The following is a 13,595-nucleotide window of genomic DNA, read 5'->3' on the forward strand; positions in this document are numbered from 1 at the left end:
CACACACTCAATGACGATCAAGCAATCAACATGAGTCAGGCACTCCACGCCACCCAGGCCCCCGGGACGGACACCGCCGCCCCGGGGGTTTCGGGTGCCCGTCAGTTCTGGCGGCGGCTGCGCGCGCAGCGTGCCGCCATGGTCGCGGCGTCCGTCGTCGCCCTGCTGGTCCTGGTCGCGCTCGCCGCGCCCCTCCTCACCGCCCTGGAGGGCCAGGACCCCACCACCTACCACCCCGACCTGGTCGACTCGGCGCGCGGCGGCGTGCCCATCGGCTCCTTCGGCGGCGTCAGCGCCGACCACTGGTTCGGCGTCGAACCGCAGACCGGCCGCGACCTGTTCGCCCGCCTCGTCTACGGCGCCCGCGTCTCCCTCGGCGTCGCGCTCGCGGCGACCGTCGTCCAGGTCGTCCTCGGTGTCGTCGTCGGCGTCACGGCCGCACTCGGCAACCGATGGGTTGATCAACTGTTGAGCCGGATCACGGACATCATCGTCGCGATGCCGCTGATCATCATGGCGCTGGCGCTGCTGGCCGTCGTCCCCGAAAGCTTCCCGCGCCCGGTGCTCGTCTCGCTCGTCATCGGGTTCGTCGCCTGGGGCACGATCGGGAAGATCGCCCGCGCGCAGACGCTCAGCCTGAAGGAGCGCGACTACGTCGCCGCCGCCCGGCTCAGCGGCTGGAGCACCTGGCGCATCGCGCACCGCGAACTCCTCCCCGGGCTCGCCGCGCCGGTCATCACGTACGCCGCGCTGATGGCGCCCGCCAACATCGCCATCGAGGCCGCCCTGTCGTTCCTCGGCGTCGGCGTCAAGCCGCCCACCCCCTCCTGGGGACAGATGCTCACCTCCGCCAACGTCTGGTACCAGACCGCCCCGCAGTACCTGCTGCTGCCCGCGGGCGCCCTGTTCGTCACGGTGCTGGTCCTCATGGTCCTCGCCGACGGCGTCCGCACCGCCCTCGACCCGCGCGCGGCATCGCGCCTGCGCGTCGGGACGGGCCGCAAGCAGGAGGCGAAGGCCGAGAGTGCCGAGGGGGCCGCGCAGTGAACGGTCTCATCGGATTCCTCCTGCGCCGCGCGGTCGGCGTCGTCCTCACGCTGATCGCCCTCTCGGCGGTCATCTACGTGGTCTTCTACGTCACCCCCGGCAACGTCGCCCAGATCACCTGCGGCCCGCGCTGCTCGCCGGAACAGGTCCGCCAGGTCGCCGAGCAGCTCAAGCTCGACGACCCGCTGTACCTGCGCTACTGGGACTTCCTCCAGGGCATCGTCGTCGGCCACGACTACTCGACCGGCACCTCCGTCGAGCACTGCTCGGCGCCCTGCCTCGGCATGTCGTACCAGACCGGCCAGCAGGTCACCGAGACGATCCTCGGCAAGCTCCCGGTCAGCCTGTCGCTGGTGTTCGGCGCGATGGTGCTGTGGCTGATCCTGGGCGTCGGCACGGGCGTGCTGTCGGTGTGGCGGCGCGGCCGGTTCACCGAGCGCGCGCTGACCGGCGTCACCCTCGCCGGGATCGCCATGCCGGTCTTCGTCATCGGCCTCCTGCTGATGATCGTCGTCTGCGGACAGCTCGAACTGCTGCCGTTCCCGCAGTACGTCAACTTCTCCGACGACCCCGAACAGTGGGCCTGGAACCTCCTCCTGCCGTGGCTCACCCTCGCGCTCGCGGAGGCCGCCTACTTCGCGCGCCTGACGCGTACGTCGATGCTGGAGACGCTCGCCGAGGACCACATCCGCACGTTCCGCGCGTACGGCGTCGGTGAGCGGGCGATCATCGGACGGCACGCCCTGCGCGGCGCGCTCGCGCCGGTCATCGCCCTCAACGCCAACGACTTCGGCAGCGCGGTGGGCGGCGCGGTGCTCATCGAGACGCTGTTCGGGCTGCCCGGCATCGGCCAGGAGCTGGTCCACGCGGTCAGCGTCGTCGACCTCCCGGTCGTCGTCGGCATGGTCCTGGTCATCGGGTTCTTCGTGGTCCTCGCCAACGCCGTCGCGGACGTCCTGTACGCGGTGGCCGACCGACGGGTGGTGCTCGCGTGAGCCTCGTGGAAGTCAGCGACCTCACGGTCGAGTTCGGTGCCCTGAAGGCCGTCGACGGCCTCTCCTTCACCCTCCAGGAGGGCGCTGCGCTCGCTCTGGTCGGCGAATCGGGCTCCGGCAAGTCCACGGTCGCCTCGGCGCTCCTGGGCCTGCACAGGGGCACTGGAGCGCGTGTGGGCGGCTCTGTGACCGTCGCCGGGACGGCCGTCCAGGACGCCTCGGACGACGAGCTGCGCCGGCTGCGCGGCGGGAAGGCGGCGATGGTCTTCCAGGACCCGCTGTCGTCCCTGGACCCGTACTACGCGATCGGCGACCAGATCGCCGAGGTCTACCGCGTGCACACGCGTGCGACGAAGCGTGCCGCACGCGCGCGGGCGGTCGAGGTCCTCGAACACGTCGGCATCCCCGACGCAGCCCGCCGGTCGCGGTCGCGCCCGCACGAGTTCAGCGGCGGCATGCGCCAGCGCGCGCTCATCGCGATGGCCCTCGCCTGCGAACCGGACCTGCTGATCGCCGACGAGCCCACCACGGCCCTCGACGTCACCGTCCAGGCCCAGATCCTCGATCTGCTGCACACGCTGCGCGAGGAGACCGGCATGGGCCTCCTGCTGGTCACCCACGACGTCGGCGTGGCCGCCGAGAGCGTCGACGACGTCCTCGTCATGCGCCACGGCAGGCTCGTCGAACGCGGCACGATCGGCGACGTCCTCGGCGCCCCGAAGGACGCGTACACGCGCGAGCTGCTCGGCGCCGTCCCGCGCGTGGACGCGCGCCGCACGGTCTCCGGGGCGACCGACGACGTCGTCCTCGAAGCCACCGGCCTCAGGCGCGAGTTCGGTCGCGGCAAGAAGGCGTTCACCGCCGTCGACGACGTCTCCCTGACCGTCCGCCGGGGCGAGACCCTCGGCGTCGTCGGCGAGAGCGGCAGTGGCAAGACCACCTTGGGACGCATGCTGGTGGGTCTCCTGAAGCCCACGGCCGGCGAGATCCGTTTCGACGGACACGCGCACACGCGCGTGGACCCCGTCGTCCAGATGGTCTTCCAGGACCCCGTCTCCTCCCTCAACCCCCGCCGTACCGTGGGCGAGTCGATCGCCGACCCCCTGCGCGCGCGAGGCGAGAAGGATGAGAAGGCCATCCGCGCGCGGGTGACGGAACTCCTGGAACGCGTCGGCCTCGAAGCGGGCCACTACGACCGCTACCCGCACGAGTTCAGCGGCGGCCAGCGCCAGCGCGTCGGCATCGCCCGCGCGCTGGCCGCCGACCCGCGCGTGATCGTCTGCGACGAACCCGTGTCGGCGCTCGACGTCACCACACAGGCGCAGGTCGTCGCCCTCCTGGGCGAGCTCCAGCGCGAACTGGGCCTCGCGCTCGTCTTCGTCGCCCACGACCTCGCCGTCGTCCGCCAGGTCAGCGACCGGGTGGCCGTCATGCGGCAGGGCCGGATCGTCGAGGAGGGGCCCGCCGACGAGGTGTACGACTCGCCGCGCGAGGACTACACGAAACAGCTCCTGGCGGCCGTACCGGCGCTCGATCCGGGCGTCGCCGCGCGCAGGCGCGCCGAACGGCGGGAGCTGGCGGCGGCCTGAACCGACAAAGCGCCCCAGGGTGTCCCCCTGGGGCGCTTTCATGTGATTTTCGGCCCGCCGGTTGGTGACCGTGTGATCCCTTAGCGCGACAGAACGCGACCCGCACGGGAAAGTTACGACCGTTCACCCCTTTTGGTGGTGCGACGGACAACCGTCCGCCGCACCACCACCTTGTCCGCATACGTTCTTCCCGCTGTGAGCCGTCGGGTCAACGACGGCTCCCTGAACGGGAGATCGGGGGTGCGCTCGTGCGCATCGGACTGCTGACGGAGGGTGGCCGGCCGCATCTGGGCGGTGACACCGGACTCTGGTGCGACCGGCTCGTGCGCGGGCTCGGGCAGCACGAGTTCGCCGTCTACACGCTCCACCCCGACGACCCCCGCGACGACGGCGTCCTCCACGGCCGCCGCGCACGCGGGCGCTTCCTGGACGCGTACGGCGAACTGGCCGCGGCCATCTGCTCCGCGTCCCCCTCCACCGCTGAGGCGGACCGTTTCGGCAACGCGCTGTACACACTCGCCGGACTCGCCCGCGACGAGGGCGGCCTGCCCGGCGCGCTCCGCTCCGAACAGGCCGTGCGCACCCTGGAACGCGCCTGTCGCGCGCCGGGCGCCCGCCCCGCCGCCCACGCGGCCCGCGTCCCCGACCTGCTCGCCGTCACGGACGGCCTGGAACGGGCCCTGAGGCCCCTGTCGCTGCCCTGGTACGACGAGGACGCCCTCGGGGCCGTCGACCTCTGCCACGCGACCTCAGGCGGCCTCGTGGCCCTTCCCGGCCTCCTCGCCGGGCACTTCCACGGGGTGCCGCTCGTTGTGACGGAGTACGGGGTGCGGTTGCGGACGCAGTATCTGGAGAACACCGGGAGCGCGGGGAGCCCGGCGGGGAACGGGGGTTTCGAGGGCGGCGCGTACGGCGACGGCGCGCGCGGTGGGGGCGACGCGGGCGCCGGAGACACGGCCGGCCGCGGGGGTGCCGCCCCCGTACGGGCCCTGCTCGCGGCCTTCCACGGGCGGCTCGCCGCCGAGGTGTACCGGGGGGCGGCGCGGATCACGCCCGGCAACGCGCACGCGCGCCGCTGGCAGGAGCGGTGCGGCGCCGACCCGGCCAAGCTGCGCACCGTCCACCCCGGGCTCGACGCCCGCCCCTTCGCCGAGGTCGGCGAGGCGCCGGACACCGCCGACCCGCGCACCCTCGTATGGGTCGGCCGGATCGAGCCCGCCAAGGACCTGGTCTCCCTCCTGCACGCCTTCGCCGAGATCCGCAGGCAGGAGCCCGGCACCCGGCTGCGCGTCGTCGGCACGCCCGCCGACGCCGAGGGCGCCGCCTACCTCGGCCACTGCCGCGCGCTGGCCGCCCAGCTCTTCCCCGACGAGGCCCCCGGCTCCTACGCCGTCGGCGACAACCCCGTCTCCTTCGAGGAACCCGGCGGACCCGAACTCCCCGGCGCCGCCGAGGCGTACGCGGCGGGCTCCGTCGTCGTCCTCTCCAGCGTCGTCGAAGGGTTCCCCGACGGGCTCGTCGAGGCCATGCTCTGCGGGCGCGCCACCGTCTCCACCGACGTCGGCGCCGTCGTCGAGGCGATAGGCGGCACCGGGCTCGTCGTCCCGCCGCGCAATCCACGGGCGCTCGCGCAGGCGTGCGTGGCGCTCCTGCGCGACCCCGAGCGCCGTGCGCGCCTGGGTGCGGCGGCGCGGGCCCGCGCGCTGGAGCTGTTCACCGTCGAGCAGAACGTCGCCGCGTTCGACGCGATCTATCTGGACGTCGTGTCCCGGTGCCCCGTCCGGCGTGTCGTGGTCGGTGAGGACGGGGACCCGATGCCGTTCGGGGTGCCCGCGGAGGCGCATCTGGCGGGGCGCTGGGCGGGGCGCCGGGCGCCGGGGTGGGCGGTCGCGGAGGGACCGGAGAGGGGCGAGGTGTTCGAGGCGGCCGGGATTGCCGGTGGGGGCGCGGAGGGCGGCGGTGGTGCGGTTCTTGGAGGCGTCTTCGAGGAGGCCGGCGCTGTGGTCGGTGCCCGCGAGGGCGCGCGGTCCGGGGCGCGTGCGGCTGTTCGGGGAAGCGCGGTGCCGGAGGCCGGCGCTGCCTCGCGGGGCGACAGGGGCTGTGGGGCGTTCGGCGTGTCCGCCGCGCCCGTGGGGGTGGGTCCGGGGCCCGTGTGTACGGCGGTTTCGGTGGTGGAGGGGGTCCTGTGAGCGGGCTGGAGGGGCTCGACCGGGCCGGGACGCCGGGGAGTCCGGGGGCGTGGGACGAGCCGTCGCCGGAGTGGCACGGGCCGGTGCCGGGGGAGACGGGGCGTACGGCGCCCGGCTCCCCGGCGACGCGCGACACCGCCGCAGGGCCCCGCCGTACCGGCGTCGACCCCGTCAAGGCCCTGCTGCACCGCCACCGGGAACTGTGTGAGCGCGCGGTCGACCCCCTGGAGATCGCCGCCGGCCTGGAGGCGCAGGGCCTCACCGACCGGGACGCCGCGCGGCTGCGCCACCGGGACGTCTTCTCGCTCGCCGAGGAGATGTACGCGCGCGTGCCGAGAGAGAACTCCGCGACGCAGCAGGCGCCCCCCGAACCCTCACCCGCCCGCCCCGCGTGGGCGCTGCTCGGCCTCCTCCCCGGCGCCCTGTGCGCCGCGACGGTCGCCGGGCTCCACCACACCTCCGGCGCCGAGCGGCAGGCCGTCCTCGGCGCGGGCGTCCTCGCCGTCGCCGTCGCGCTGCGCGCCGTCCTGCGCCACGGCCCGCTGAGCCCGCGCCGGCGCCCCCGCCCGGTCCCGCACCGGACCACCTCGGCGACCTGCTGGCTCCTGCTGTACGCCGCCGTCGGCGACGGCTTCCTCGCCGCGACCGTCACCGGCGGCCCCGACGGCCCGCCCGGACTCACCCCGGACGCCCCCTGGCCGCTGACCGCGGCGCCCCTGCTGACCCTGGCCCTCGCCTGCGCGCCTGCCGCGTACTGCGCCCACCTCCTCGCCGTCCGCGCGGGCCGCAGACTGTGCCGCAGCCGCGGCCTGGACGAGTTCGCCAGAGCCGTACGCCCGCTGCTGCTCGGCACGGTCGCCCTGTACACGGCCGCCCTCACGGGCCTCACGGCGCTGTGCGGCGCGGTCCTGGGCGAACCCGCCGAGTACGCGCGCGTCGTCCCCCTCGGCCTGCTCCTGTTCCTCGCCCGCCTCCTCACGGTCCACGGCTTCACGCACGCCCCCGCGGTCGTCCTGTCCGCCGCTGCCGCCGCCCTGGCCCTCGCGCCGGCCACCGTCCTCGCGGGCCGCCTCCCCGGCTGCGACGCCCTGTCCGTCCCGGTCGACACCCTGGTCACCGCCTGGGGCCCCGCCGCGCTCCCCGCCCTCACCGCCACGGCCGCCGCCGCGACCCTCCTGATCCACACGGCCCGCACCCTCACGAAGGCGTCGGCCCACGCGCGGACGGACCGGCCGTGCTGAGCGCGCACCCGACGGCCGTACCGCGCTCCGGCGCTCGCCTCCCCGGCTTCCCGCAGGCCCGCGCCGAACACGTACCGGACGAGCCGCTCCCCGACGCCCCGCGCCAGTGTCCCGCCCCCCTGTACGGCCGCGCCGGTGTCGGCCGTGTCATGGCGGCCGGACGGCGCCTCGCCCCCGTGCACGGCCCCCGTCGGCCACCCCCCACGCGCGTGGCGAGCGCGCCCCACCACCCCGCCGCGGGCAACCGCACCACCCCCGAAGGAGAGACCAGATGACCACGCCTCGACCCGGAGCGACCCGCGCCCTGCACTTCCTGGGGGCGGCGCGATGAGGGTTCTGCTGATCGGAGCCAACGGATACCTCGGCCGGTTCGTCGCGGACCGGCTCCTCGCCGACCCGGCGGCGCAGCTCACCGCGCTCGGACGCGGGGACGACGCCGACGTGCGGTTCGACCTCGCGTCCGGCAGCCCGGGAGCGCTGACGCGCTTCCTGGACGCGGTCCACCCCCAGGTCGTCATCAACTGCGCGGGCGCCACCCGCGGCGGCGCGAAGGAGCTGATCCGGCACAACACGGTCGCCGTCGCCACCGTCTGCGAGGCGCTGCGGCGCAGCGGCTGCGGCGCGCGCCTGGTGCAGATCGGCTGCGGCGCCGAGTACGGCCCGAGCCAGCCCGGCTCGTCCACGGCGGAGGACGCCGTCCCGCGCCCCGGCGGCCCGTACGGCGTGAGCAAGCTCGCCGCGACGGAACTCGTCCTCGGCTCCGGCCTCGACGCGGTCGTGCTGCGGGTGTTCTCCCCGGCGGGACCCGGCACGCCCGCGGGGAGCCCGCTGGGCCGCCTCGCGGAGGCGATGCGCCGCGCGATGCAGTCCGGCGACGGCGAGCTGAAGCTCGCGGGCCTCGGCGCGCAGCGCGACTTCGTCGACGTCCGGGACGTCGCCCGCGCGGTGCACGCCGCCGCGCTGTCCGCCGCGCAGGGTGTCATCAACATCGGCTCCGGCCGCGCCGTACGCCTGCGGGACGCCGCCGCGACCCTCGCGCGGGTGGCCGGGTACGGGGGCGCGCTGCACGAACTCGACGTCCCCCCGGGCCCGATGCGGGCGGCCATCGGCCACCCCCGGCACGAGCACGACCCCGTCGCGCCGGTCGCGTACCCGTACCCGGACGGCTGCGGGAGCTGGCAGCAGGCCGACGTGCGCACCGCGCGCGACCGGCTCGGCTGGCGGCCGAGGATCAACCTGGAGGAGTCCCTCGCGGACATCTGGATGGAGGCCGCGTGCCGCATGTGACCGGCGCGAGCACCGGGGTGCGCACCGGCTTCGGTGTCCCCGGGCTCGCGCATCCCCTGCTGGCGCCGGGCGAGTGGGGCGAACTCGCCCGCCCGGGCACGCCGTTGCACTGGGCCGTCCTGGACGTCGCCGGCGGCCCCGGGACGCGCCCCGACCCGCACTGCCTGGAGGCCGCCGGGCGGCTGCGCAACGCGGGCGTGCGCGTCCTGGGCCGCCTCGACGCCGTACACGGCGCCCGCGCGCGGGGTGAACTCCTCGACGACGCGGGCCGCTACGCGAGCTGGTACCGGGTCGACGGCTTCCTCCTGGACCGCTGCCCCGCCGAGCGCGCCGGCCTCGCGGGCACGGGCCTGCTGGCCGCCGCGCTGCGGGAGTTCGCCGACGACGCCCACCTGGTCCTCGGCCACGGCACCCACCCGCACCCCGGATACGCCGAGCACGGCGACCAGCTGGTGACCTTCTCCGGGGCCTGGAGCGACTACCGCTGGTCGCAGGTGGCGGAGTGGACGGCGGAGCATCCCCCGGAGCGCTTCTGCCACTTCGTGCACGGGGTGCCCCGTACGCATCTCGACGAGGCCCTCAGGGTCGCCCGCTGGCAGGGCGCGGCGACCATCTGGTTCACCGACCGTTCCGACCGGGGCGGCCGGGACGACCCCTGGGAGACCCTGCCCGGCTACTGGGACGAGATCGTCTCGCGGATCGGAACAGGTGTCTCGGAATGAAGAAGCGCGTGGCAGTGTTGCAGGGAGAACAACTGTAGTGATTGACCGACCAACGGAGTCCCCGTGTCGCTGCCACCCCTGGTCGAGCCGGCCGCCGAGCTCACCGTAGACGAGGTCCGCAGGTACTCCCGCCACCTGATCATCCCCGACGTGGGGATGGCCGGGCAGAAGCGGCTGAAGAACGCGAAGGTGCTCTGTGTCGGCGCCGGCGGCCTGGGCTCGCCGGCGCTGATGTACCTGGCCGCGGCGGGTGTCGGCACCCTGGGCATCGTCGAGTTCGACGAGGTCGACGAGTCCAACCTCCAGCGGCAGATCATCCACAGTCAGGCCGACATCGGCCGCTCCAAGGCGGAGTCCGCGCGCGACTCCGTCCTCGGCATCAACCCGTACGTGAACGTGATCCTCCACGAGGAACGGCTCGAAGCCGAGAACGTGATGGACATCTTCAGCCAGTACGACCTGATCGTCGATGGCACGGACAACTTCGCAACCCGCTACCTGGTCAACGACGCGTGCGTGCTGCTCAACAAGCCGTACGTGTGGGGCTCGATCTACCGCTTCGACGGCCAGGCGTCGGTCTTCTGGTCCGAGTACGGCCCCTGCTACCGCTGCCTCTACCCGGAGCCCCCGCCGCCGGGCATGGTCCCCTCCTGCGCCGAGGGCGGCGTCCTGGGCGTGCTGTGCGCGTCCATCGGCTCCATCCAGGTCACCGAGGCCATCAAGGTCCTCACCGGCACCGGTGAGCCCCTCGTCGGCCGCCTGATGATCTACGACGCCCTGGAGATGCAGTACCGCCAGGTCAAGGTCCGCAAGGACCCGAACTGCGCGGTGTGCGGCGAGAACCCGACGGTCACCGAACTCATCGACTACGAGGCGTTCTGCGGCGTCGTCTCCGAGGAGGCCCAGGAGGCCGCCCTCGGCTCGACGATCACCGCGAAGCAGCTCAAGGAGTGGATCGACGAGGGCGAGAACATCGAGATCATCGACGTCCGCGAGCAGAACGAGTACGAGATCGTCTCCATCCCGGGCGCGAAGCTGATCCCGAAGAACGAGTTCCTCCTCGGCACCGCCCTGGAGTCGCTGCCCCAGGACAAGAAGATCGTCTTGCACTGCAAGACGGGTGTCCGCAGTGCGGAAGTCCTCGCCGTCCTGAAGTCGGCCGGCTTCTCCGACGCCGTGCACGTCGGCGGCGGCGTCATCGGTTGGGTCAACCAGATCGAACCGCACAAGCCGGTCTACTGAGACGGCTCCCGCTCCCGGACGGCGGGGGCCTCGCCCACCACGCGTGGGGGAGGCCCCCGCCGCCGTCATGAGCAGACCTTTCCGTCCCGCGGCACCGTGCCGTCCAGCAGGTAGGCGTCCACCGCCGAGTCGACGCAGTCGCTGCCGCTGCCGTACGCGCCGTGTCCCTCGCCCTTCCAGGTGAGCAGTACGCCGACGTCCTTGCCGAGTTCGCCGGCCATCCTGCGGGCCCCCTCGTACGGGGTCGCCGGGTCGCCGGTGTTGCCGACCAGCAGGATCGGGGCCGCGCCCGGCGCGCTGACCTCCGGGGTCTCGTACTGGCCGGCCACTGGCCAGTCGTGGCACCAGCCGGCCGTGTCCCAGGCGAGGAAGGGGCCGAAGACCGGGGAGATCTTCTCGAACTCCGGGAGGATCTTCCGCGTCTCGTCCGCCGTCGGGCGCTGCTTGTCGTCCAGGCACGAGATGACCCGCTGGGAGTGCGTCGCCGTGCTGTAGTGGCCCGAGGCGTCGCGCTCGTTGTAGGCGTCCGCGAGCGCCAGCAGGCCCGTGCCGTCGCCGTCCTCGGCCTCCTCCAGCGCGCTGGTCAGGCTCGGCCAGGCGGACTCGGAGTACAGCGGGGTGACGATGCCGGTGACCGCCAGGGCCTGCGTGAGCTCGCGGTCGGACGATGTCGGAAGGGGATCCGCGTCCAGTCTCTCCAGCAGGTCCGCGATCTTCCGGGTGCCCGCCTTCGGGTCCTGGCCGGTCGACTTCAGGTAGTTGTCCAGCGCCCGTTGGAAGCCCTGGGCCTGGTTGCGGCCGTGGCCCACCGCGTCGGCGGTCGGGTCGACCACCGCGTCCAGGACCAGGCGGCCGACGTTCTTCGGGAACAGGTGGGCGTAGACGCCGCCGAGTTCGGTGCCGTAGGAGGTGCCGAAGTAGTGCAGCTTGTCGTCGCCCAGGACCTGGCGCATCAGGTCCATGTCGCGGGCCGTGTCGGTCGTCGACACGTGGGACAACAGCTCACCGGCCGCCTTCTTACAGCCCTGGCCGAAGCTGTCGGCGTCCTGGAGGAACGCCCGCTCCTCGGCCGGCGTGTCCGGAGTGGCGTCCACGCTCTCGGCGGCGGCGATCTCCTTGTCGCTGCGGCAGCGCACGCCCTCGCTGCGACCCACCCCGCGCGGGTCGAAACTCACCAGGTCGTAGCGCTCGCGCAGCGTGGTGTAGTCCGGTTCGAACGACGGCAGAGTGTCGACTCCCGAACCGCCGGGACCGCCGAAGTTGAACAGCAGCGAGCCGATCCGCTCGCCCTCCGAACCGCTCGACTTCGTCCGCAGCAGCGCGACGTCGATCGTCCGCCCCTCCGGCTTCGACCAGTCGAGCGGCGCCTTCATCGTCGCGCACTGCCAGGCGCTGCCCGGCGCCGAACTCCCCGTGCAGCGCCGCCAGTCGAGCTTCTGTCCGGTCAGTGAGACGGGCAGTCCGGACGCCGCGGGAGCGTCCGACGCCGGCGCCTTCGCGCCGTCGTCCGCCTTCTCCTTCGACCCGCCGCCGCAGCCGGCCACCACCAGCGCCGCGATCGCCCCCAACGCGGCCCACCGTACGAATCGCGCCATCGCGCACCCCCCCGCTTTCGTGCCGTCCGCTCCGTGCGTCGAACGGCTGTGCAGCCATCGTAGGTGGAGCGAGCTGACGCCGTGCGAGCCTGTGGATAACCCTGTGACCTGAGGTTTCAGTGGGGGCAGACGGTTCCCGCCGCCGGGACCTTCCCGTTCAGCAGGTAGGTGTTCACCGCTGCCTGGACGCACTTGTCCTTGCTGTCGTAGGCGCCGTGTCCCTGGCCCTTGTACGTCAGCTCGACCCCGACGCCCTTGCCCAGCGCCTCCACCATCCTGCGGGCACCTTCGTACGGCGTCGCCGGGTCGCCGGTGTTGCCGACGACGAGGACCGGAGCCGCGCCGGGCGCGCTCACGTCGGGGTGGTCGGCGGCGCCGGGGACGGCCCAGCCGGTGCAGCTGACCATGCCCCAGGCGAGGAAGTCGCCGAAGACGGGGGAGGCGGAGCGGAACGCGGGGAGCCGGCGCTCGACGTCCGCCGGGGTGTAGCGGGGCTTGTCGTCGGCGCAGTTGATGGCGATGTTGGCGGCGGTCGTGTTGCTGTACTCGCCGTTCGGGCTGCGGCCGTTCATCAGGTCCGACAGCAGCATCAGGACCTTGCCGTCGCCCTCGTACGCCTGCTCCAGCCCCTCGGTCAGGTACTCCCAGAAGTCCTTCGAGTACAGGGCCTGGGCGATGCCGTTCGTGGCGGCGGTCTGGGTCAGCACGCGCGGGAAGTTCCCCGGCAGAGGCTTCGCGTCGAGGCTCTTGAGCAGCCCCGCGATCCGGTCCTTCACGCCCTGCGCGGTGTCGCCGACGGGGCAGTCCTCGGTCTGGGAGACGCAGTTCTCGGCGTAGTTGTCCAGGGCGAGCTGGAAGCCCTTCGCCTGTCCCAGGGCGCCCTGTTCGGAGGTCTGCGTGGGGTCGACGACCGCGTCCAGGACCGCGCGGCCGACGTTCTTCGGGAACAGGTGCGCGTAGACGCCGCCCAGTTCGGTGCCGTACGAGATGCCGAAGTAGTACAGTTTGTCGTCGCCCAGGACCTGGCGCATGAGGTCCATGTCCCGGGCCGCGTCGGTGGTGCGCACGTGCGGGAGCATCTTCCGGGAGTTCTTCTCGCAGGCCGCGTTGAACTCCTTGGTGGCGGCCAGGAATCCGGCGCGTTCGGTGGCGTCGTCGGGGGTCATGTCCTGCTGGAAGTAGGCGTCCAGCTGCCGGTCGTTCTCGCACTTCACGCCGGCGCTGCGGCCGACCCCGCGCGGGTCGAAGCTCACCAGGTCGTACCGGGTGCGGAGCTTGTCGTAGTCCGCGCCGAACGACGGCAGGGTGGTCACGCCCGAGCCGCCCGGGCCGCCGAAGTTGAACACCAGCGAGCCGATTCGCTCGCCCGCGTCACCACTCGCCCGCGCGCGGATCAGCGCGATGCCGATCGTGTCCCCGTGCGGCTTCGACCAGTCCCGTGGCGCCCGCATCGTCGCGCACTGCCACGTCCCGCCGTCCGGCAGCGGAGACGGCGCGTTCCCTCCGCCCTCCGCCTGCGAAGGCGCCGGACAGTCCTTCCACCCCAGCGTCTGCCCCGCCGGGCCCTCCTCCCCGGAACCACCCCCGCAGGCCGCCGTCAGGGACGACAGCAGCACGACACCGGAGACCCATGCGACGGAACGTTTCGCCATGGTTCCCATCCTGGGGGCGGGGGATTTCCTGCGCGC

At 73.4% G+C, this 13,595-nt stretch carries 11 protein-coding genes; 9 read left to right on the forward strand and 2 right to left on the reverse strand.

The window, feature by feature from the left end:
* Positions 1-30: 30 nt before the first annotated feature.
* From PV682_RS25970 to moeZ, 9 genes are all read left to right on the forward strand, one after another.
* Positions 31-1,047, forward strand: a complete 1,017-nt coding sequence (locus PV682_RS25970) for an ABC transporter permease (RefSeq protein WP_319733888.1) — start codon at positions 31-33, stop codon at positions 1,045-1,047.
* On the forward strand, positions 1,044-2,042 hold the full coding sequence (locus PV682_RS25975) for an ABC transporter permease (protein ID WP_050372408.1): 999 nt from the start codon (positions 1,044-1,046) through the stop codon (positions 2,040-2,042). Before PV682_RS25970 ends, PV682_RS25975 begins: the two co-directional genes overlap by 4 nt.
* The gene (locus tag PV682_RS25980) at positions 2,039-3,631 is read left to right on the forward strand and encodes an ABC transporter ATP-binding protein (protein WP_319733892.1); all 1,593 of its coding nucleotides are present in this window, start codon (positions 2,039-2,041) and stop codon (positions 3,629-3,631) included. Before PV682_RS25975 ends, PV682_RS25980 begins: the two co-directional genes overlap by 4 nt.
* 248 nt (positions 3,632-3,879) lie before the next feature.
* A complete protein-coding gene (locus PV682_RS25985; protein ID WP_319733894.1) occupies positions 3,880-5,820 on the forward strand; it encodes a glycosyltransferase in 1,941 nt (646 codons plus the stop codon).
* Positions 5,817-7,061: a hypothetical protein gene (locus tag PV682_RS25990; protein ID WP_319733895.1), complete on the forward strand. Its 1,245-nt coding sequence runs from the start codon at positions 5,817-5,819 to the stop codon at positions 7,059-7,061. The genes PV682_RS25985 and PV682_RS25990 overlap by 4 nt, the downstream gene beginning before the upstream one ends.
* Complete coding sequence (locus tag PV682_RS25995; protein WP_319733897.1) at positions 7,055-7,336, forward strand: hypothetical protein; 282 nt, start codon at positions 7,055-7,057, stop codon at positions 7,334-7,336. Before PV682_RS25990 ends, PV682_RS25995 begins: the two co-directional genes overlap by 7 nt.
* 52 nt (positions 7,337-7,388) lie before the next feature.
* Entirely contained in the window at positions 7,389-8,348 is a 960-nt protein-coding gene (locus tag PV682_RS26000) for an NAD-dependent epimerase/dehydratase family protein (protein WP_319733899.1), read from the forward strand.
* On the forward strand, positions 8,336-9,070 hold the full coding sequence (locus tag PV682_RS26005; protein ID WP_319733901.1) for a spherulation-specific family 4 protein: 735 nt from the start codon (positions 8,336-8,338) through the stop codon (positions 9,068-9,070). Before PV682_RS26000 ends, PV682_RS26005 begins: the two co-directional genes overlap by 13 nt.
* A 63-nt stretch (positions 9,071-9,133) precedes the next feature.
* Entirely contained in the window at positions 9,134-10,312 is a 1,179-nt protein-coding gene (gene moeZ / locus PV682_RS26010; RefSeq protein ID WP_055718174.1) for an adenylyltransferase/sulfurtransferase MoeZ, read from the forward strand.
* A gap of 65 nt (positions 10,313-10,377) precedes the next feature.
* On the opposite strand, the gene PV682_RS26015 is transcribed toward moeZ, so the two are convergent.
* On the reverse strand, positions 10,378-11,907 hold the full coding sequence (locus PV682_RS26015) for an alpha/beta hydrolase (RefSeq protein ID WP_319733904.1): 1,530 nt from the start codon (positions 11,905-11,907) through the stop codon (positions 10,378-10,380).
* Positions 11,908-12,023: 116 nt separating this feature from the next.
* A complete protein-coding gene (locus tag PV682_RS26020) occupies positions 12,024-13,568 on the reverse strand; it encodes an alpha/beta hydrolase (RefSeq protein WP_319733906.1) in 1,545 nt (514 codons plus the stop codon).
* Positions 13,569-13,595 lie beyond the last annotated feature (27 nt).

Origin of the sequence: Streptomyces niveiscabiei, assembly GCF_033794345.1 — a bacterium.
Classification (GTDB): Bacteria; Actinomycetota; Actinomycetes; order Streptomycetales; family Streptomycetaceae; genus Streptomyces; species Streptomyces niveiscabiei.